We start from the raw sequence: 18823 nt of genomic DNA, 5'->3' as shown, positions 1-18823 counted from the left end.
CATCGCCTCGCGTCCCCAATTCTGTCTGTTCGCTGTTGCCCTGTGCAGCGGTGTTTTGTTTAATACGCCAACCGTGCTTGAAAAACCAAACGCGGACAGGGGAAACGTGCGCCGGGAGGCACGATGAACGATCCGATCCTCGAGATGCGAGGAGTGTCGAAATCCTTCTTCGGCATCAAGGCACTGCGCGCGGTTGACCTGACGGTCTATGCCGGCGAGATTCATGCCTTGATGGGTGAGAACGGCGCGGGCAAATCGACCCTGATGAAAATCCTGTCGGGGGCTTACCGGCCCGATCCCGGGGGTGAAATCCGGATCGAGGGCAAGCCGGCGCGGATCGAGGGGCCGCTCGGCGGGCGTGCGGCGGGCATCTCGATCATCTATCAGGAACTGTCTTTGGCCCCCAATCTGAGCGTGGCGGAGAATATTTATCTCGGTCGCGAGGTCTCGCGTTCAGGTTTGCTGGCGCGTGGCACCATGCGTGAGGGCGTTGGCCCAATTCTGCAGCGCCTGGGCGCCGACTTCCTGCCATCGACACTGGTGGCACATCTTTCCATGGGCCAGCGCCAGCTCGTCGAGATTGCGCGTGCGCTGCACACGCGCTCGAAAATCCTGATCATGGACGAGCCCACCACCGCGTTGTCGGCCGGCGAGAGCGAGCGACTGTTTGCGCTGATCCGGCAGCTGCGCGCCGAAGGCCTCGCCATCATCTACATCTCGCACCGCATGGACGAGGTCTATGCGCTCGGTGACCGCGTCACCGTGCTGCGCGACGGCCGCCTGGTCGGCTCGCTCGACAAGCAGGATATCCGCGCCGATGCCATCGTCCGCATGATGGTCGGGCGCGACGTCTCCTCCTTCTACAAGAAGGATCACGATCCCGAGGCCGGGAAGGGGCACCCCGTGCTGACCGCCATCGACATGGCCGACGGGCACCGCGTCAAGGGCTGCTCGCTCACCGTGCATGCGGGCGAGGTGGTGGGCCTTGCCGGCCTGATCGGCGCCGGCCGCACCGAGCTTGCTCATCTCATCGTCGGTGCAGCACCGAAGATTTCGGGTCGTCTCGAACTCGAAGGCCAGCCAATCGACATCCGCACGCCCGGCGAAGCGCTCGAGGCCGGCATCGCCTATCTGACCGAGGACCGCAAGGCGCTTGGCCTGTTCCTCGACATGTCGTGCCTGGACAACATCAATCTCGCCGTGCTCGGTCGCGATGCCAGGCTCGGCTGGTTCCTGGATCGCGACAAGGCACGCGAGCGCGCCGACCGGGCTTTCGCAGGCCTCAGCATCCGCGCCGCCAATGTCGGCGTCCCCGCCGGTGGTCTCTCCGGCGGCAACCAGCAGAAGGTGCTGTTGTCGCGGCTGCTCGCCATTGCGCCGAAGGTGCTGATCCTCGACGAGCCGACGCGCGGCGTCGATGTCGGCGCCAAGTCCGAAATCTATTCGATCATCGACAATCTCGCCAAGGCGGGCACCGCGATCCTCGTCATTTCGTCGGATCTGCCCGAGATCATCGGCATCTGCGACCGTGTCATCGTGATGCGGTCCGGGCATATCGCGGGCGAAGTCAGACGAACAGAGACTGCGCCATTAACTCAAGAGGATATCATGGCGCTTGCCACGGGGACGGAGCATCTCGATGCCTGACAACGGATCGACGCCGGCGAAGGCCGCCACGGCGGACGGCCTTGCCGCCGCGCAAGCAACGAAGCGCCAACGCGTCAGGCTCCTGATCCGCGCGGCCGGCATGCTGCCGGTGCTGCTACTGCTCTGCGGCGGCTTTCATTATTTGTCGGACGGCCGGTTCTTCACCGGACAAAATCTCGGCATCGTGCTGCAGCAGGCCGCCGTCAACACCGTCCTCGCTGCGGGCATGACCTTCGTCATCCTCACCGGCGGCATCGATCTCTCGGTCGGCTCGATCCTGGCGGCGTCCGCAATGGCGGGCCTGACGATTTCCAAGCTGCCCGAGCTCGGTGCCCTGTGGCTGCCGGTCGCGGTGCTCACCGGACTTGGCTTCGGCGTCATCAACGGCGCGCTGATCGCGCTGTTGCGCCTGCCGCCCTTCATCGTCACGCTGGGCTCGCTCACCGCCGTGCGCGGCCTGGCGCGGCTGCTCGGAGCCGACACCACCGTGTTCAATCCGTCGATTCCCTACGCCTTCATCGGCAATGGCTCGCTGACGCTCGTGCCCGGCGTGGCGTCGATCCCGTGGCTCTCGGTGATCGCGCTGCTCGTCATCCTCGTGTCATGGCTGGTGCTGCGCCGGACCGTGCTCGGCGTGCACATCTATGCGGTGGGTGGCAATGAGAGCGCGGCGCGGCTTGCCGGCATCAAGGTATGGGCCGTTCTGATCTTCGTTTATGGCGTGTCGGGCATGCTGGCCGGCCTCGGCGGCGGCATGCAGGCGGCGCGGCTCTATGCGGCCAACGGCTTGCAGCTTGGACAGAGCTACGAGCTCGACGCCATTACCGCGGTGATCCTCGGCGGCACGTCCTTCGTCGGCGGCATCGGCTCGATCTGGGGAACGCTGGTTGGTGCGCTGATCATTGCCGTTCTCTCGAACGGCCTGATCCTGACAGGCGTCTCCGATATCTGGCAATATGTGATCAAGGGGCTGGTGATCATCGGCGCCGTGGCGCTGGACCGCTACCGGCTGCAAGGCTCGGCCAGAACCTAGAGATATGAGTTTCGGTTGCGGCAACTGGTCTGCCGTGCCCGGGATGAAGACAGACCAGGGAGGAAGACAATGTTGAAGAAGACCATGCTGGCCGGCGCCGCGGTGGCGCTTGCACTGACCACCACGCCGTCCTTTGCCAAGGAGCTCAAATCGATCGGCGTCTCGCTGGGGTCGATGGGCAACCCGTTCTTCGTCGCCCTGTCGAAGGGCGCCGAGTTCGAGGCCAAGAAGACCAACCCCAATGTGAAGATCACCACCGTCGGCTTCGAATACGACCTCGGCAAGCAGGTGACCCAGATCGACAATTTCATCGCCGCCGGCGTCGACCTGATCCTGTTGAACCCCGGTGATCCCAAGGCGATCGGCCCCGCGATCAAGAAAGCTCAGGCGGCGGGCATCGTCGTCGTCGCGGTCGACACCGCGGCCGAAGGCGCCGATGCCACCGTGACCACCAACAACGTCCAGGCTGGCGAGATTGCCTGCCAGTACATCGTCGACAAGCTGGGAGGCAAGGGCGACGTCATTATCGAGAATGGGCCGCAGGTCTCCGCCGTGATCGACCGTGTCACCGGTTGCAAGAACGTCTTCGGGAAGAACGCGGGGATCAAGGTTCTGTCCAGCGACCAGGACGGCAAGGGCTCGCGCGAAGGCGGCCTCACTGTCGCGCAGGGCTATCTGACGCGCTTCCCCAAGATCGACGCGATCTTCGCCATCAATGATCCGCAGGCGATCGGGACCGATCTCGCGGCGAAACAGCAGAACCGCAGCGGCATCATCATCACCTCGGTGGACGGTGCTCCCGACATCGAGGCCGCGCTCAAGGATCCGGCGTCGCCGCAGATCCAGGCCTCCGCGTCGCAGGATCCGTTCTTCATGGCGCGGCGCGCCGTGCAGATCGGCGTCGGCATTCTCAATGGGCAGAAGCCGGCCTCGACCGTCGAACTGCTGCCGTCGAAGCTCGTAACCCGAGATAACATCAAGGATTACAAGGGCTGGACCTCGGACCGCTCGCAGTAAGATCTCGCAATTATCGCTGCCAGTGGCCGCATTCGAGCAGGACGCCCCGGGAAACCCGCCCGGGGCGAGCCTGTGAGGTTGACCCCGGCGACCGATATGTCAAAGAAGGGGAGGTTTTGACGTGGCGCTAACCGCGCCTGCCGCGGTGCCTTTGGGAGCAAGTCCATATCATGAGCGAGCGGGTTGCTCTGATCACCGGCGTGACCGGGCAAGACGGCGCGTATCTCGCCGAGCATCTGCTGTCGCTCGGCTATGTCGTCCATGGCATCAAGCGGCGCTCGTCGTCTTTCAACACCGGGCGCGTCGACCATCTCTACCAGGACCCCCATGTCGGTAACGTACCGTTCCTGATGCATTACGGCGACATGACGGATTCGACCAATCTGATCCGTCTCGTGCAGCAGATCCGGCCGACTGAAATCTACAATCTCGCCGCGCAAAGCCACGTCGCCGTCAGCTTCGAGAGCCCGGAATACACCGCCAATGCGGACGCCATTGGCGTGCTGCGCCTGTTGGAAGCGATCCGCATCCTCGGCATGGAGAAGGAGACGCGGTTCTACCAGGCCTCGACCTCCGAGCTCTACGGTCTCGTGCAGGAGATCCCGCAGAGGGAGACCACGCCGTTCTACCCGCGCTCGCCTTACGGCGTGGCTAAACTCTACGGCTACTGGATCACGGTGAACTACCGCGAGGCCTATGGCATGTTTGCCTCGAACGGCATCCTGTTCAACCATGAGAGTCCGGTCCGCGGCGAGACCTTCGTCACTCGCAAGATCACCCGCGCCGTCGCGCGCATCGAGGTCGGATTGGAGGAGACACTCTACCTCGGCAATCTCGAGGCCAAGCGCGACTGGGGGCATGCCAGGGACTACGTCGAGGGCATGCATATGATTCTCCAGGCCGACAAGCCTGACGATTTCGTGCTCGCCACCGGTGAGATGCACTCGGTGCGCGAGATGGTGGAGCTGTCCTTTGCGCAAGTCGGCCGCCGCGTCGAATGGCTCGGCGCAGGCGTCGACGAGACCGGGGTCGATGCCATCAGCGGCAAGGTCGTGGTGAAGATCGATCCGACCTATTTCCGCCCCACCGAGGTCGACCTCCTCATTGGCGATTCCAGCAAGGCGCGGCAGGTGCTTGGCTGGAAACCGAAGCGGACCTTCACGCAGCTGGTCGAAGAGATGATGGCGAGCGATCTGGCTGATGCCAAGCGGGATGTCGCAAATGGCAAGTGTAGCGTTTGAGCTGACCGGCAAGAGTGTCTACGTCGCCGGCCATCGCGGCATGGTCGGCAGCGCGATCGTGCGCCGGCTGGCGCGGGAGAATGTCAGCGTCGTGACCGTCGACCGGCGCGAGGTCGATCTCTGCAACCAGGCCGCCGTGTTCGACTGGTTCGCCAAGGCGCGGCCGCAGGTGATCTTCCTCGCCGCGGCCAAAGTCGGCGGCATCGTCGCCAACAACACGCTGCGCGCCGAGTTCATCTACGACAACATCGCGATCGCCGCGAACGTGATTCAGGCCGCGCATCAAAATGGCGCCGAGAAGCTGATGTTTCTGGGCTCGTCCTGCATCTATCCGAAGCTTGCGCCGCAGCCGTTGCGTGAGGACAGCGTGCTGACGGGCCCGCTGGAGCCGACCAACGAGCCTTATGCGATTGCGAAAATCGCCGGCATCAAGATGGCGGAGGCCTATCGCAGCCAGTATGGCAGCGACTTCATCAGCGTGATGCCGACCAACCTCTATGGTCCCGGGGACAATTATCATCCTGAATTGAGCCACGTCGTGGCTGCCCTGATCCGCCGCTTTCACGAAGCGAAGCTGTCGGGCGCGAAAAGCGTCGCGGTCTGGGGCACCGGCACGCCGCGGCGGGAGTTCCTCTATGTCGACGACATGGCGGATGCCTGCGTGCACCTGATGAAGACCTATTCCGGCGCAGAGTTGATCAACGTCGGCACCGGAGAGGACATCGCCATCGCCGAGTTCGCCCGCGTCGTCGCCGGGGTCGTGGGCTATCGCGGCGATATCTCCTTCGATACTTCGCGCCCTGACGGCACACCGCGCAAGCTGCTTGATATCAGCCGCCTCGATAAGCTCGGCTGGCGCGCGACGACATCGCTTCACGATGGCCTGAAGCGCGCCTATGAAGCCTATCTTGCGGTCGCGCCCCTTCCTGCCTGATAAGCTTCGCGCCCTTCAAGAAGCGATCTATTCTCGGTGATCGTCGATTTCGGCCGCGACCTGCCCGTAATTCAGCAGGGCGACCAGCGTCGTTCCGCCCAGGATGTTGCCCAGCAAGGTCGGCAGAAAGAAATCCGAGGCATATTGCGCCAGCGACGCACGACCGCTTTGCACCAGGAAGGCGCACTCGACCGAGCCTGCGACGATGTGCGCGAACTGGCCGAGCGCGACCACATAGGTCATCACGACGATGATGTGCGCGCGCGATCCCTTGGTCGCTGGAAGCAGCCACGCCATCAGGGCGATCAGCCAGCCGGCAAAGATCCCTCGGACCAGCGTCGTCGCGAACGTCCCCTCGATGGTCTGGCGGCTGAGATCGACGAAGGCGTCCAAGATCCGTGGCTCGAAGATGCTGGTATGCGCGAGCACGGATCCGACCGCCCAGGTTCCGACGATGTTGGAAAGGAGAACCAGGGCCCACAATTTGAGCACGCTTCCCAAAGTGCCGAGATCGCGGTTGTGCAAGAGCGGCAGGATCGGAGTCAGCGTGTTCTCGGTGAAGAGCTGCTGCCGGCCCAGCACCACGACCAGGAAGCCGACAGTGTAGCCGAGCGGGGCGACCAGCCGGCGGGTGGCCTCATCGGAGATCAGCGCGTGAAACTCACCCTGGACGATCAGGGACAATCCTATCGAAAGGCCGGCGGCGAGCCCGGACAGCAGGATGGCCCACCATCGCCGCTCCAGTTCCTGCTCGCCCTCGGCGCGGATCGTCTCGTGGATCAGCGCGGCGTTCGGCCGGCTCTGGGATTCGATCTGCTCGGTCTGGCGCCGCGAGACACCGTCGAGCTTGGAGGCTGGGCTGAACGAGGGGCCGTCGTCTCGCTGGTCCACGTGGCGCTCTCCGGATGCTGATCGAACTCAAGGCCGCCAATGGCGGTGAGTTCCTCGCGGTCGCTCCGAGGTCAAGATCCCGCGCAAACGAGCCCAGGAACCATCACCGCGAGCATGAGTTGGCCGTTCGGGCGGGGCGACATGCCACACGAGGTCCTCGGTGCAAGATATCGTGCGCGTACGCTCGACGGCGCAAATCGCAGGCCATCCGATTCATCCGATGCTGGTGCCGATCCCGATCGTGTGCTTCATCGGCGCGCTGCTGACTGACATCACATATCTCATCTCAGCTGAAATGATGTGGGCGGATTTCTCCGCCTGGCTTCTGCTCGTCGGCGTCATCTTCGGCGTGCTGGCGGCGATCGCCGGCCTGACTGATTTCCTCGGCAACCGCCTGGTGCGCGCGCAGGCGCCGGCCTGGCCGCATCTGATCGGCAATGGCGTCGCCATGATCCTTGCCGTCATTAATCTGCTGATACACACGCGTGATGCCTGGACCTCGGTGGGGCCGTGGGGGCTCGTTCTTTCGGTGCTCACCGTGCTGATCCTGCCTGTGACCGGCTGGCTCGGATGGGGGATGGTCTATCGCCACGGCGTGGGAGTTGCGCGATGACGTCTTTCCCCACACGGGCGCTGCTGTGCGCTTCGCTCCTCGGTCTTCTCGCCGGCTGCAATGACGGCAGCGGCGATCCCAACGCGCAGATCGGTGCCAATCCTGTACTCCCTGACGTCCAGCAATATCTGCTGCCGCCGATGCACATTGCCCGCATCGTCGGCTGGAAGAAGGACGAGACGCCTGATGTCGCGCAAGGCTTGCAGGCCAAGGCGTTCGCGACCGGCTTGCAGCACCCGCGCTCGCTCTACGTGCTGCCCAATGGCGATGTGCTGGTGGTGGAATCCAAGGCGCCGAAGGCCGCCGCGATCAAACGGCCCAAGGAGATCGTGATGGGGTACATCGAGTCCTGGGCGACCTCCGGGGGCGATACCGGACCCAGCAATCGCATCACGCTGTTGCGCGATACCAATGGCGACGGCGTGCCGGATACGCAGAGCGTCTTCCTCGACCATCTCAATTCTCCGTTCGGCGTCGCGCTCGTCGGCAACGATCTCTACGTCGCCAATACCGACGCGATCATGAAATATCCCTACGCCGAAGGCGACACCAAGATCACCAAGCCAGGCACGGTGCTGACGCCGCTGCCTGGAGGTCCGATCGACCACCACTGGACCAAGAGTCTCGTCGCGAGCCCTGACGGTTCAAAGCTCTATGTCGGCGTCGGATCCAACAGCAACATCACCGAGAACGGCATGGAGGCCGAGCACAATCGCGCCGACATCCTCGAGGTCGATCGCGCCAGCGGCCGCTGGCGGATTTTTGCCAGCGGCTTGCGCAATCCCAACGGTCTCAGCTTCGAGCCGCAGACCGGCGCGTTGTGGGCGGTGGTGAACGAGCGCGACGAACTCGGGCCCGATCTCGTGCCTGACTACATGACGTCGGTGAAGGACGGGGCCTTCTACGGCTGGCCCTACAGCTATTACGGCCAGCACGTCGATCCCCGCGTCAAGCCGCAACGGCCGGACCTCGTGGAAAAAGCGATCGTGCCCGATTATGCGTTGAGCTCGCATGTCGCGCCGCTCGGACTTGCTTTCTCCAGCGGCAGCAAGCTGCCGGACGCCTATCGCAGCGGCGCCTTCGTCGGGGAGCACGGCAGCTGGAACCGGCAGGTGCTGAATGGCTACAAGGTCGCCTACGTGCCGTTCACGGACGGCAAGCCGAGCGGGCCGGCGCAGGACGTCGTCACCGGCTTCCTCAACAACGACAATCAGGCGCGCGGCCGACCCGTCGGCGTCGCGATCGACAAATCAGGCGCGCTGCTCGTCGCCGACGACAGCGGCAATACGGTGTGGCGGGTGACGGCGGCGCATCCGCAGGTCACGCAGCGCTAGGCAAGCCGCGCAGCGATAGGAGAGGGATGATGGGTCTTGCGCAATACGCGATCGTACCGGTCCAGGACGAATGGGGCGTGCTGCATGACGGCAACGTCAGGAGCAGATACGCCACGAAGGAAGCCGCGTTCGAGTCGGCGGTCGCCGCAGCGTCCCTGGCGCTCCGTGAGGGCCACGAAGTCCATGTCAGCGTGCCCGGTCGCGAAGCCGGCGAGAACGCGCTCGGAATCTAGCCGGGTCAAACGATCAGCCGGCCGCGCCGCCTGGCAATTCCGATCGTGACCTCGGCGCCGGCGTTGAAATCGAGGCGGTCGGCTTCGACGCCGTCGCTGAAGATGACGCCATTCTCCGCCATCAGCGAGCGGATGCGCAGCTGCTCCTCGGACGCGAGGCGGCCGCAGACCAGATTGGCCTGGGAGTTGCGGCTCGGAAAGGGCTCGCGCACGGCGAAGCGCAGTTCGCGCGCGTCCCAAGGCAAGGCATCGTAGCCGCCCAGCGGCGGAGGCTGGCCAAAACTGCCGGCGATCGCAAGCGAGCCGGTGACGATGCTCTTGAACCATGCGGTCGATCCGAGCCCGGTCGAGACGATCAGCCCGCTCGAGGATTGCCGCTCCGTCGTCCCGCCGGCGGCGATCTCGTAGATCGCCGAGACATGCGTGCGGGCGCCGATGAAGAGGTCGTTCACGGCGTGCAGCACCTGGCCGTCGCTGAGCCGCGCTTCCGCCATCGTCACGGCCTGACTCCTGCGCTTGTCAGCGGCGACCTCCGGCAGCAGCTTTGCGAGATCGCGCGGTGCGAAAGGAAGCAGGATGCCGTCGTAGCGCGCGGGGTCCGGGTTGAGGCCGACAAGCGGATGGTCGTCGAGATATTTCATCGTGTTGGCGACGACGCCGTCCTGGCCCAGCGCGACCACGATGTCATCGGGCGCGAAGATGAAGTTGGCCAGGAAGCCGCGCTCGATCACCTGATAGCGGCCCCACTGCTCCAGCACCTGCAGTGTCGCATGCCTCTGCGCCTGATAGACCTCGTGCTCGCGCTCGTAGTCGGAGAAGTCGGCACCGAGATGCTCGACATAGAAGCGTGCCTGCGCCACCGTCAGGTAACGCGCGGCCAGGTCTTCCAGCCTGGTCTTGCGCGTCACCAGCACGATCTTGCGGTCATTGGCGGCGGGCATTGGCGGCCTCCGTCGGCTTCGGCTTCTCCAGCAGCTGGCTGAGCAGATCGGGCGAGACGTTGAGCTGGCCGATCTTCTCGGCCTTTTCGGCGATGCCGGTGAATGCTTGCGCGATCAACTGGCCCGGCTGCATGCCGGCGGCTGTGAGCGCCTGGATCACGCGGGTGTCGACGCCCTCGAAGATCTTCATCAGCGCGCCGACCCGATAGGCCTCGGCATCGGCCAGCGTGCGGGTGTTCTCGGCATTGAGGCCGACGAAGTCCTTGCGCTTGCCTTCCAGCACGATGTCCGCGGCCATGCCGGATTGACGCAGCTCGTTGCGCTTGGCGGCGACGCTCGCCTCGGCATCCATCTGAGTTTCGCGGATCGAGCGCTTCTTCTGCTCGACTGCGATCTCGGTGTCGAGCTCGCTCTCGCGAATGGCGCGCTCCTGCTCGACGGCGAAATTGCGCCGCGCGAAGATCGCCTCGTCCGCATTCTTCAAAATCGCTTCGCGCGCCTGTGCTTCCAGCGCCTTGGCGGTATCAGGCGTCGGCTTGACGGCGCGGATCGACACGCCGAGGATTTCGAGGCCGAGGGCTTCGATGTCGGCGCGTGCCCGCAAGCCACTTGCGATGATGTCGGCGATGCGGTCGGAGGCCTGCAGCGCATCCTTCAACGTCAGCTCCTTGATCGCCTGCTGCGCGAGCACCTCGACCGCGCCGAGAATGCGCTCCGGCAGCTTCTCGGGATCGTCGGTCTCATAGGTCTTGCCGTCGGACTTCAGGGTGAAATTGAGCATCGAGGCCGCCTTCCTCGGTTCGCTGACGCGATAGGTGACGTGGCCTTGCACGGTCAGCGTCTGAAAGTCGCGCGCGATCTGCTGCAAGATGAAGGAGGCATCGCGGCTGCCGACCGGCACGGCGACGAGCGTGGTCACCGGCGCGTAGTAGAGCGCCGAGAGGCCGGTACCCTCGGCCACCACCGAGCCGGCGCGGTACTTCATCAAATGCGTGGTGGGCTGGGCCTTGATGAATCGGATGCCGAACATGGCTGTCTCCAGGGATTGATATAAGTTGGTCTGAGCAACTAAATAAGTTGGACTGTACAACTAAGTATGCTACTGTCAAGCCCGAACAGGGGAGGTGACCAATGCGGGGCAAGGATCGGACCCAAGGGTCTGGACAAGGGTCTGGACAAGGGTCTGGACAAGGGTCTGGACAAGGGCTTGGAAAGTCGGGACATCTGGACTTCCCGCGGCCGCTGACCACGGTCGACGTCGTGATTTTTGCGATTCTCGACGACAGGCTGCAGGTGTTGCTGGTGCAGCGCCCGGCCGGAGAGGATGAACCGTTTCCGCTGAGCCTGGCACTGCCGGGCGGCTTCGTCGATGTCGCGAAGGACCGCGATCTTGCGGCTTGTGCGGCGCGCAAGCTGAAGGAGAAGAGCGGCGTCAGCAGCCCTTACCTGGAGCAGCTCGGCAGCTGGGGAAGTGCGACGCGCGATCCGCGCGGCTGGTCGGCGACGCACGCTTATTTCGCGCTCATCCCCCCCGACGCGAGCGTGCTCACGTCGGATGCGCGTTGGTGTCCGATCGGCGCCGGGTTCAAGGAGAAGCTCGCTTTCGACCATGGCGAGATCCTGGCCAGCGCGATCCAGCGGCTGCGCAACAAGGTGGAGTATACGTCGCTGCCCGCCTACCTCATGCCGGCGGAATTCACGCTGCCGGATTTGCAGCGTGTCTACGAGATCGTGCTCGATCGTCCGCTGGAGAAGAGCGCCTTCCGGACCCGGATCCTGTCGGCCGACATGATCGAGCCGGTGGCCAACATGCGGCGTGGCCCGAACCGGCCGGCGCAGCTCTATCGCCTCAGGAAGGGCCGGGATCCCGTGTATTTCGTCCGGACGTTCAATCCGCCGGAATGAATTCCGCGGCGTCGGTCAGCAGCTTGGATGGCGGTTCGGCCTCATAACATCATGTTAGGTTTATCGCATAACTGGGTAATTGTGTTAGCCCGGCGAATGCCTATTGTAGTACTCACTCAAGACACCGACCGGCAATGCCAGCGTTCGCGGAGCACCGCAGGAGCGCCCGGGGATTGCTGCCAAATTGTCCAACGAAGCCCGCCGACGGGACGACAACGAGCGAACAGATCGGGAGGAACTTTTCTATGGCTACCACGCGCGCGATCCATGACATGAGTCAGTCCCGGAAGGCTGCTGCAAGCGGCTGGATCGGGTCGGCTCTCGAATATTATGACTTCTTCATCTACGCGACTGCGGCGTCGCTGGTCTTCCCGCAGATATTCTTCCCGTCCGACAATCCCACAGTTGCGATCGTCGCATCGCTTGCGACCTATGGCGTCGGCTATGTTGCGCGGCCGATCGGGGCCTTCGTGCTCGGTCATTGGGGCGACACCCACGGCCGCAAGACGGTTCTCCTCGTCTGCATGTTCTTGATGGGCATCTCGACCATGGCGGTCGGGATCCTGCCGACCTATCAGCAGGTCGGCATCCTGGCGCCGATTCTGCTTGTCCTCCTGCGCCTGGTGCAGGGCTTTGCCGTGGCCGGCGAAATCTCCGGCGCAAGCTCGATGATCCTGGAGCACGCACCGTTCGGTCGGCGCGGTTTCTACGCAAGCTTCGCCCTTCAGGGCGTGCAGGCCGGACAAATTCTGGCAGCTGCGGTGTTCCTGCCGCTGGCGGCCTATATGCCGACGGAGGCCTTCAACAGTTGGGGTTGGCGGATTCCGTTCCTGCTCAGCTTCTTCGTCATCGTCGCAGGCTACATCATTCGTCGCGAAGTCCACGAAACCCCCGCTTTTGATCGCGAGGGCGAACGGGGAGATAAGCCGCAGGCGCCGATTGTCCAGGCAATCAAGCTGAGCTGGCGCGACATGCTCCGCGTCATCTGCATGGCGCTGATGAACGTCATTCCTGTCGTTGCGACCATCTTTGGCGCGGCCTACGCGGTCCAGCCGGCCTACGGCGTCGGCTTTGCCAAGGACGTCTATCTGTGGATCCCCGTGCTCGGCAACATGGTCGCCGTGTTCGTCATTCCCTTCGTCGGCAATCTCTCGGACAAGGTCGGTCGCAAGCCTCCGATCATCGTGGGTGCGCTGCTCTCGGGCGTGCTCGCCTTCTTCTATCTCTACGCCATCAGCATCAAGAACGTGCCGCTCGCGATCGTGATCTCGCTTTTGATGTGGGGCGTCGTCTATCAGGGCTACAACGCGATCTTTCCGAGCTTCTATCCGGAACTGTTTCCGACACGCACCCGCGTGTCGGCGATGGCGATCTCGCAGAACATCGGAACGACCATTACTGCGTTGCTTCCGGCGCTGTTTGCAAGCGTGGCCCCTCCGGGCTCGGCCAACATTCCCGTGACGGTGGGGGCGATCGCTTTCGGCATCACTGTCATCGCGGCGCTGGCGGCCCTCACGGCCCGGGAGACTTATCGGATCAGCATCGACGATCTCGGTAATCCCAAAGCCGTGCCGATGGCCCGGGCCGACTACGATCGTCGGCGCGAAGACGCGGAGCACAGTGCTGCCGCCCTTCGGACCTGACGCTTGAAGGTAACGCCGCTGCGACGGATGATGTTCGCAGCGGCGAGCTCTTCGTGGTATGGACTCACCGTCGATTGAAGTTTTGCGCGTGAGCGCGATCATGATGAGGTTAGCAGGATGAATCCCGCTGTCGTTGCCGTCGCAATCACCGGCTCCGTTCCGCGCAAGAAGGACAATCCCGCAGTGCCGATCTTGCCGGCGGAGCAGATCGAATCGACGCACCAGGCCTTCGAGGCCGGTGCCACGCTTGCGCATATCCACGTTCGCAATGACGACGAAACGCCGTCCTCAGACCCGGAGCGCTTTGCCTTGGTGCAGGAGGGCGTCAGGAAGCATTGTCCCGGGATGATCGTGCAGTTCTCGACCGGAGGCCGCGGCCGCGATCCTTCGGCGCGCGGATCCTCGCTCTATTTGAAGCCCGACATGGCCTCGCTCTCCACGGGCTCGGTGAACTTCCCGACCATCGTCTATGAGAACAGCGCCGCCCTGGTCGAGACTCTCGCCACCGGCATGAAGGCGAATGGCGTCCGTCCGGAAATCGAGATCTTCGATCTGTCGCATCTTCATGGCGCCCGTCGGTTGATCGAAGCGGGGTTGATGGACGCGCGGCCGCACGTACAATTCGTCATGGGGGTCAAGAACGCGATGCCGGCCGACGAGCATGTGCTCGACATCCTGCTGGCAGAGCTGAGACGCCTGATCCCGAAAGCGACCTGGACCGCGGCCGGGATCGGACGCCATCAGGCCGAGGTGATGGGCTGGGCCCTGGCGCGCGGCGCCGACGCGGTCCGCACCGGGCTCGAGGACAACATCAGGGTCGACAAGACGCGCCTGGCCCGCAGCAATGCGGAACTCGTGAGCATCGCCTGTGAAGCTGTCACGCGCCACGGCCGGCGCGTGGCGACTGCGGCCGAAGCCCGATCCCTGCTCGGGATCGCGGGGTAGGGACGATCATCCCGCGCCTGACCTGACATGCTCCCGGCTGACTTCTGCCATTCGGCGGCCGGCGTTCCCGTGGGCGGAGTCTCCGGGTAAGACGGGGCTCACAGGCGTAATCGACGCCTGCCGGGCAGGCGACGACTGGAATGCGGTTCTTGAAATCCGACAGCAGGCTGATCGGGGTCCTGCTGGTGCTTGCAATCACCCAGCTCATCGGATGGGGAACGATCGGCCTTCCGGCCGTGGTCGGCCGCGATCTCGGAGCCGATCTCGGCATGAGCCTGTCGGCGGTGTTCGCGGGCAGCTCGGTCCTTTATGTCACGATGGGCCTGTGCGCACCCTGGCTCGCCAAGACCTTTGCGCGGCACGGCGCACGCGAGGTGATGATGGTGGGCACCGTCGTGTCGGTGCCGGGCTACGTCGTTCTGTCTTTCGCGCGTGAGCCGCTGCTCTATTTCGCCGGCTGGACCTTTCTCGGCATGGGCGGCAGCGCGACGCTGTCGACCGGTGCCTACATCATGCTGAACGAGGTCGCCGGACGCGGCGCCAAGAATGCCATCGGCGGCCTGATGTTGGTGACGGGTCTCTCCAGCAGCATCTTCTGGCCGACCACGTCGTTTCTCAGCGATTGGCTCGGCTGGCGCGGCACCTGTCTGGTCTATGCCGCGATGATGCTCGCCATCAACCTTCCGCTTTATGCGTTTGTCGCGCCGCGCCGGAAAATTGTGACCGACGATCGTGGCGAGGCCGCCGAGGCTGCGCCGCCGCCTGCGATTCCGAAAAGTACCTTCGGTCTCGTTGTCTGCGTGATCACGATGAACGCCTTCGTCAATTTCGGCATCGGTGCCATTTTGCTCGAGTTGCTGAGGGCGGAAGGCCTCGCGCCGGCGCAGGCGCTCGCGTTCGGATCGATGCTGGGCGTGATCCAGGTCAGCGCGCGCGGCCTTGACTTCCTGGGCGGCGGGCGATGGGACGGCATCACCACGGGGTTGGTCGCTGGCACCGCACTTCCCATCGCCATGGTGCTCTTGATGCTGAGCGAGGGTGCGACCTGGGCGGTTGCGACCTTCATCCTGCTCTACGGCGCCGGCAGCGGCGCGATGGCTGTGGCGCGGGCGACGATTCCGCTCGTCTTCTACGACCAGGCCGAATTCGCCAAGGCGATGTCGATGATCGCATTGCCGCTCAATCTGGCCTCCGCAATCTCGCCCCCGCTTCTGGCAGGCCTGCTCACTCAGTTCGGCAGCCGCGGCGCGCTTGGCCTGACGCTGGTCATTTCCTGCGCGACGGTGCTGATCCTGGTTTTGCTAGGGCGGAGGCGTCCGCAATTGGCTGTGGCAGCCCCGACCTGAGGTCATCTGGTAATATTCGCAACGCGGAATTGGGCATTGCGGGCGACCTCCGCTGCGAGGCAGGGGTGGCCGTATGTCCAGCGCGCAGGGCTCGGCGCCGCAAAATGGTGTATCCGCAGGGAGCGCGGCCCGCGATCTCGCCGCCGCGCCAATATCCAGTTCCCCGGAGGAAAGACATGTCGGCCCTGCCGCTCTCAGGCATCAAGATCCTTGACCTCACGCGTGTGCTCGCCGGGCCCTTGTCGGCGCAGATGCTGGGCGATCTCGGCGCGGACGTGATCAAGATCGAGCGGCCCGGTACCGGCGACGACGCGCGCGCCTTCGGCCCGCCATATTTGACCGACCCCGAGGGCAAGGCGAACAACAACAATTCGTTCTATCTCTGCGCCAACCGCAACAAGAAGTCGGTCACCGTCAACATCGCCAAGCCGGAGGGGCAGGCGATCATCCGCGAGCTGGCCAAGGACGCCGACGTCTTCATGGAGAACTACAAGGTCGGCGATCTCAAGCGCTACGGCCTCGACTACGAGACGATCAAGGCGATCAATCCCAAGATCATCTATTGCTCGGTGACCGGCTTCGGCCAGACCGGCCCCTACGCGCCGCGCGCCGGCTACGACGCGATTCTCCAGGCAATGGGCGGCCTGATGAGCGTCACGGGTCATATCGACGGCGAACCCGGCGAAGGGCCGATGAAGGTCGGCCCGTCGATCGTCGACTACATGACCGGCATGAACACCTCGATCGGGCTGCTCTCGGCATTGTACCATCGCGACGTCAATGGCGGGCAGGGACAGCACATCGACGTCTGCCTGTTCGACACCGTCATTGCCTCGCTGTCGCACTGGCTGCAGATATTCCTCGTCAATGGTAAGACGCCGCCGCGCCGCGGCACCTGGGGCAATGGCGGCATGCCCGCGGGCGTGTTCCGCTGCACCGACGGCGAGCTGATGCTGGTGGTCGGCAATGACGGCCAGTTCCAACGCACCTGCGCCGTGCTCGGCCAGCCGGAGCTTGCCAACGACAAGCGCTTCATCAAGAACAACGACCGCGTCGTGCACGGCAAGGAGATCATGGCGATCTTCGCCGGCCTGTTCCTGACCAAGCCGGTGGCCTACTGGCTGGACAAGCTCGAGGAGGCCGGCGTCCCGTCCGGGCCGATCAACAATTTCGAGCAGGTGTTCGCCGATCCGCACGTCCAGTCGCGCGGCATGCGGGTGAAGGTCGACCACCCCTTCGCGCCCGACCTGTCGCTGATCCGCAACGCGCTGACCTTCTCGGAGACACCGATCAAGACCTACCGCGCGCCGCCGCTGCTCGGCGAGCACACCCAGGAAGTTCTTGGCGGCCAGCTCGGCTATGACGCGGCGAAGATCGAGGAGCTGAAGAAGCAGGGGATCATCTAGCGCTTAGCGGCGGCAGTGAGACGCTCATGCGGCCTTTCGTGGGGCTTGCGCGCAATCCCCAGATAAACCCGGTCCGTACTCACACAGGCTTTCGTTTCGCCCGCGACTCTGATTCGATCCCTTCCGTTGGGTACGGGAGGAAAGTTCATGTCCTACACCATCGGGTTCCAAGCGAAGAACCAGAAGTCCATTCTGGCGACCGAGGCGGCGACGGCCAACCAAGCCGTGGCGATCATTGCCGCACTGCGGCAAAGCGCCGAAGAGATCAAGTTCATCCGCTCGCCGCAGGAAGGCGACATGGGCATCGAGATGCTGCTCCTGCTCGCCAAGGAAGAGGCCGAGGAGATGCCGCAGCGGGCCTAGGCCCGTTGAGGCGGCCACAGTTCGATCAGAAGCGAAGCATGCTGGCTGCATGATCATGTAGTCAGGCGACAATCTCGCTCGTACCTGAGGTGGCCGCCCATGAAACGCGAAGCGCTCCGCGTCGAACCGATCTCGTCTTATCTGGATCGCTGGAAGGCGCCGACCTCGCCCGTCACGCGCGCCGGCAACATGATCTTCGTCGCTGGCCTGCCGCCATTCGATCCGGCAACGGGCGAACTGGCGGAAATGCCGATCGAGCGGCAGAGCGAGATCGTCATGGAGCAGATGAAGCTGTGCCTTCAGACGGCTGGGGCCTCGCTCGACAACGTCATGAAGTGCAACGTCTACTGTACCTCGACGAAACATTTCGCCGAATTCAACACGGTCTATGCGCGCTACTTCCCGGTGGATCCGCCGGCGCGGATTTTCATCTGCACGCCGGAATGGTTCGGCCCCTTCGACGTCGAGATCGACTGCATCGCGATGATGTGAGCGCTACCGTGCAGCCACCTTCGACGACGCCTTGGACTCCGTCCGTCCCGCCGTCAGCGCCATCGTCGCCACGCTGACGACGCGGGCGACCACGTCCTCGACGTCGTCGAGATCGCATTGGCCGTCCGACAGCTTGGTCAGGCGCTCGCTCTCGCGAATGGTGTGGTGCGCCATGGCGAGTGCGAAATTCAGGCCCCAATAGATGTCGACTTCGTTGCGATCGGGCAGGGCCCGTCGCATGGCGCCTGCGAATTTGCGCAGGTGATCAATCTCGCGGTTTTTGATGCGGCGGATCGGCGGCACGGATTCGATGGACGCGCGGATCATGAAGCGCGCCGCGGTGGAGCGCTGGTTCTCGGGGCCCAGGCAGCCGCGCAGCGTCGGCCCCACCAGCGCGCGCAAGATCACCTCGATCGGCGCGCGTCCGCCGCCTGCTTCTTCCGCCGCCTTCAATTCGCGCAGGCGTTCGCGGTTGGTCGCGATCGAGCGCGTGACGAATAATTCCGCGATCAGCTCGTCCTTCGAGCCGAAATGATAATTCACGGCAGCCAGATTGACGTTTGCCTCCGCGACGATGTCGCGCAGCGTGACGTCGCCGAAGCCGCGATCGGCATAGAGCCGTTCGGCGGCGGCGAGAATGGCAGACCTCGTATGATCGCTGGCCATGGATTGCCCTCAGGGAGGGAGTTGCAATTCAAACAGTTGTATGAAACTATCGTTTGAAGGCCGGAGAAAGTCAATCCGCAATCGCAACTCGTTCGCATCGACCGAGCCGGTTCCGGAGGCCCGCAAACGCGCATTCGCGCTTGCGAGCCGCACATTGCGGCAGGACAGTCCGG

General features: G+C 64.0%; 19 protein-coding genes. 15 read left to right on the top strand and 4 right to left on the bottom strand.

The features are described from left to right. Positions 1 to 123 precede the first annotated feature (123 nt). The 5 genes from BM222_RS12170 to fcl all read left to right on the top strand — a co-directional run bounded on the left by BM222_RS12170 (position 124) and on the right by fcl (position 5872). Complete coding sequence (locus BM222_RS12170) at positions 124 to 1647, top strand: sugar ABC transporter ATP-binding protein (protein WP_092228498.1); 1524 nt, start codon at positions 124 to 126, stop codon at positions 1645 to 1647. Then, a complete protein-coding gene (locus tag BM222_RS12165; RefSeq protein WP_092228497.1) occupies positions 1640 to 2680 on the top strand; it encodes an ABC transporter permease subunit in 1041 nt (346 codons plus the stop codon). The genes BM222_RS12170 and BM222_RS12165 overlap by 8 nt, the downstream gene beginning before the upstream one ends. A gap of 69 nt (positions 2681 to 2749) precedes the next feature. Next, positions 2750 to 3697 carry an ABC transporter substrate-binding protein gene (locus tag BM222_RS12160; RefSeq protein WP_092228496.1) on the top strand — a complete coding sequence of 316 codons (948 nt, stop codon included), beginning with the start codon at positions 2750 to 2752 and terminating at the stop codon, positions 3695 to 3697. Positions 3698 to 3867: 170 nt separating this feature from the next. Then, positions 3868 to 4938, top strand: a complete 1071-nt coding sequence (gene gmd, locus BM222_RS12155) for a GDP-mannose 4,6-dehydratase (RefSeq protein ID WP_092228495.1) — start codon at positions 3868 to 3870, stop codon at positions 4936 to 4938. Then, positions 4919 to 5872, top strand: coding sequence for a GDP-L-fucose synthase (fcl, locus tag BM222_RS12150; RefSeq protein ID WP_177243168.1), 954 nt, complete (start codon positions 4919 to 4921; stop codon positions 5870 to 5872). Before gmd ends, fcl begins: the two co-directional genes overlap by 20 nt. 27 nt (positions 5873 to 5899) lie before the next feature. Here fcl and BM222_RS12145 read toward each other — a convergent pair whose 3' ends face one another. Further along, positions 5900 to 6763, bottom strand: a complete 864-nt coding sequence (locus BM222_RS12145; RefSeq protein ID WP_092228493.1) for a formate/nitrite transporter family protein — start codon at positions 6761 to 6763, stop codon at positions 5900 to 5902. A 220-nt stretch (positions 6764 to 6983) separates the two neighbouring features. Here BM222_RS12145 and BM222_RS12140 point away from each other — a divergent pair, with 220 nt between their 5' ends. From BM222_RS12140 to BM222_RS12130, 3 genes are read left to right on the top strand one after another with little or no spacing between them, the layout of a single operon-like run. Further along, positions 6984 to 7376: a DUF2231 domain-containing protein gene (locus tag BM222_RS12140; protein WP_244547098.1), complete on the top strand. Its 393-nt coding sequence runs from the start codon at positions 6984 to 6986 to the stop codon at positions 7374 to 7376. After that, complete coding sequence (locus BM222_RS12135) at positions 7373 to 8710, top strand: PQQ-dependent sugar dehydrogenase (protein ID WP_092228491.1); 1338 nt, start codon at positions 7373 to 7375, stop codon at positions 8708 to 8710. The genes BM222_RS12140 and BM222_RS12135 overlap by 4 nt, the downstream gene beginning before the upstream one ends. Positions 8711 to 8739: 29 nt before the next feature. Further along, positions 8740 to 8943 carry a hypothetical protein gene (locus BM222_RS12130; protein ID WP_092228490.1) on the top strand — a complete coding sequence of 68 codons (204 nt, stop codon included), beginning with the start codon at positions 8740 to 8742 and terminating at the stop codon, positions 8941 to 8943. A 5-nt stretch (positions 8944 to 8948) separates the two neighbouring features. Here the strand turns inward: BM222_RS12130 and BM222_RS41005 are convergent, their stop codons facing one another. Further along, entirely contained in the window at positions 8949 to 9884 is a 936-nt protein-coding gene (locus tag BM222_RS41005) for a diacylglycerol kinase catalytic domain-containing protein (RefSeq protein WP_092228489.1), read from the bottom strand. Continuing rightward, complete coding sequence (locus BM222_RS12120; RefSeq protein WP_092228488.1) at positions 9868 to 10914, bottom strand: SPFH domain-containing protein; 1047 nt, start codon at positions 10912 to 10914, stop codon at positions 9868 to 9870. The genes BM222_RS41005 and BM222_RS12120 overlap by 17 nt, the downstream gene beginning before the upstream one ends. Before the next feature lie 101 nt (positions 10915 to 11015). Between BM222_RS12120 and BM222_RS12115 the strand changes: the two genes are divergently transcribed. From BM222_RS12115 to BM222_RS12085, 7 genes are all read left to right on the top strand, one after another. After that, positions 11016 to 11789 carry an NUDIX hydrolase gene (locus BM222_RS12115; protein ID WP_092228487.1) on the top strand — a complete coding sequence of 258 codons (774 nt, stop codon included), beginning with the start codon at positions 11016 to 11018 and terminating at the stop codon, positions 11787 to 11789. Positions 11790 to 12034: 245 nt separating this feature from the next. Beyond that, positions 12035 to 13432 carry an MFS transporter gene (locus tag BM222_RS12110; RefSeq protein WP_092228486.1) on the top strand — a complete coding sequence of 466 codons (1398 nt, stop codon included), beginning with the start codon at positions 12035 to 12037 and terminating at the stop codon, positions 13430 to 13432. A gap of 117 nt (positions 13433 to 13549) precedes the next feature. Next, on the top strand, positions 13550 to 14377 hold the full coding sequence (locus tag BM222_RS12105) for a 3-oxoadipate:acetyl-CoA acetyltransferase (protein WP_092228485.1): 828 nt from the start codon (positions 13550 to 13552) through the stop codon (positions 14375 to 14377). A gap of 140 nt (positions 14378 to 14517) precedes the next feature. After that, positions 14518 to 15723 carry an MFS transporter gene (locus BM222_RS12100; RefSeq protein ID WP_092228484.1) on the top strand — a complete coding sequence of 402 codons (1206 nt, stop codon included), beginning with the start codon at positions 14518 to 14520 and terminating at the stop codon, positions 15721 to 15723. Between the two features lie 176 nt (positions 15724 to 15899). Further along, complete coding sequence (locus BM222_RS12095) at positions 15900 to 17129, top strand: CaiB/BaiF CoA transferase family protein (protein ID WP_092228483.1); 1230 nt, start codon at positions 15900 to 15902, stop codon at positions 17127 to 17129. Positions 17130 to 17276: 147 nt separating this feature from the next. Next, the gene (locus BM222_RS12090) at positions 17277 to 17492 is read left to right on the top strand and encodes a hypothetical protein (RefSeq protein WP_092228482.1); all 216 of its coding nucleotides are present in this window, start codon (positions 17277 to 17279) and stop codon (positions 17490 to 17492) included. A gap of 99 nt (positions 17493 to 17591) precedes the next feature. After that, entirely contained in the window at positions 17592 to 17984 is a 393-nt protein-coding gene (locus BM222_RS12085) for a RidA family protein (protein WP_092228481.1), read from the top strand. Between the two features lie 3 nt (positions 17985 to 17987). Here BM222_RS12085 and BM222_RS12080 read toward each other — a convergent pair whose 3' ends face one another. Continuing rightward, positions 17988 to 18650, bottom strand: coding sequence for a TetR/AcrR family transcriptional regulator (locus BM222_RS12080; RefSeq protein ID WP_092228480.1), 663 nt, complete (start codon positions 18648 to 18650; stop codon positions 17988 to 17990). Between the last annotated feature and the right edge of the window lie 173 nt (positions 18651 to 18823).

This window comes from Bradyrhizobium sp. Gha, assembly GCF_900113735.1.
In the GTDB taxonomy this organism is placed as follows: Bacteria; Pseudomonadota; Alphaproteobacteria; order Rhizobiales; family Xanthobacteraceae; genus Bradyrhizobium.
The sequence above is the reverse complement of the archived record's forward strand: the minus strand, read 5'-3'. Positions and strand labels throughout refer to the sequence as shown.

Excerpts from the sequence above, each read along its gene's own strand:
- BM222_RS12170 (WP_092228498.1), top strand. The coding sequence starts at position 124 with ATGAACGATCCGATCCTCGAGATGCGAGGAGTGTCGAAATCCTTCTTC.
- BM222_RS12165 (WP_092228497.1), top strand. The coding sequence starts at position 1,640 with ATGCCTGACAACGGATCGACGCCGGCGAAGGCCGCCACGGCGGACGGC.
- BM222_RS12160 (WP_092228496.1), top strand. The coding sequence starts at position 2,750 with ATGTTGAAGAAGACCATGCTGGCCGGCGCCGCGGTGGCGCTTGCACTG.
- gmd (WP_092228495.1), top strand. The coding sequence starts at position 3,868 with ATGAGCGAGCGGGTTGCTCTGATCACCGGCGTGACCGGGCAAGACGGC.
- fcl (WP_177243168.1), top strand. The coding sequence starts at position 4,919 with ATGGCAAGTGTAGCGTTTGAGCTGACCGGCAAGAGTGTCTACGTCGCC.
- BM222_RS12140 (WP_244547098.1), top strand. The coding sequence starts at position 6,984 with ATGCTGGTGCCGATCCCGATCGTGTGCTTCATCGGCGCGCTGCTGACT.
- BM222_RS12135 (WP_092228491.1), top strand. The coding sequence starts at position 7,373 with ATGACGTCTTTCCCCACACGGGCGCTGCTGTGCGCTTCGCTCCTCGGT.
- BM222_RS12130 (WP_092228490.1), top strand. The coding sequence starts at position 8,740 with ATGGGTCTTGCGCAATACGCGATCGTACCGGTCCAGGACGAATGGGGC.
- BM222_RS41005 (WP_092228489.1), bottom strand. The coding sequence starts at position 9,884 with ATGCCCGCCGCCAATGACCGCAAGATCGTGCTGGTGACGCGCAAGACC.
- BM222_RS12120 (WP_092228488.1), bottom strand. The coding sequence starts at position 10,914 with ATGTTCGGCATCCGATTCATCAAGGCCCAGCCCACCACGCATTTGATG.
- BM222_RS12115 (WP_092228487.1), top strand. The coding sequence starts at position 11,016 with ATGCGGGGCAAGGATCGGACCCAAGGGTCTGGACAAGGGTCTGGACAA.
- BM222_RS12110 (WP_092228486.1), top strand. The coding sequence starts at position 12,035 with ATGGCTACCACGCGCGCGATCCATGACATGAGTCAGTCCCGGAAGGCT.
- BM222_RS12105 (WP_092228485.1), top strand. The coding sequence starts at position 13,550 with ATGAATCCCGCTGTCGTTGCCGTCGCAATCACCGGCTCCGTTCCGCGC.
- BM222_RS12100 (WP_092228484.1), top strand. The coding sequence starts at position 14,518 with ATGCGGTTCTTGAAATCCGACAGCAGGCTGATCGGGGTCCTGCTGGTG.
- BM222_RS12095 (WP_092228483.1), top strand. The coding sequence starts at position 15,900 with ATGTCGGCCCTGCCGCTCTCAGGCATCAAGATCCTTGACCTCACGCGT.
- BM222_RS12090 (WP_092228482.1), top strand. The coding sequence starts at position 17,277 with ATGTCCTACACCATCGGGTTCCAAGCGAAGAACCAGAAGTCCATTCTG.
- BM222_RS12085 (WP_092228481.1), top strand. The coding sequence starts at position 17,592 with ATGAAACGCGAAGCGCTCCGCGTCGAACCGATCTCGTCTTATCTGGAT.
- BM222_RS12080 (WP_092228480.1), bottom strand. The coding sequence starts at position 18,650 with ATGGCCAGCGATCATACGAGGTCTGCCATTCTCGCCGCCGCCGAACGG.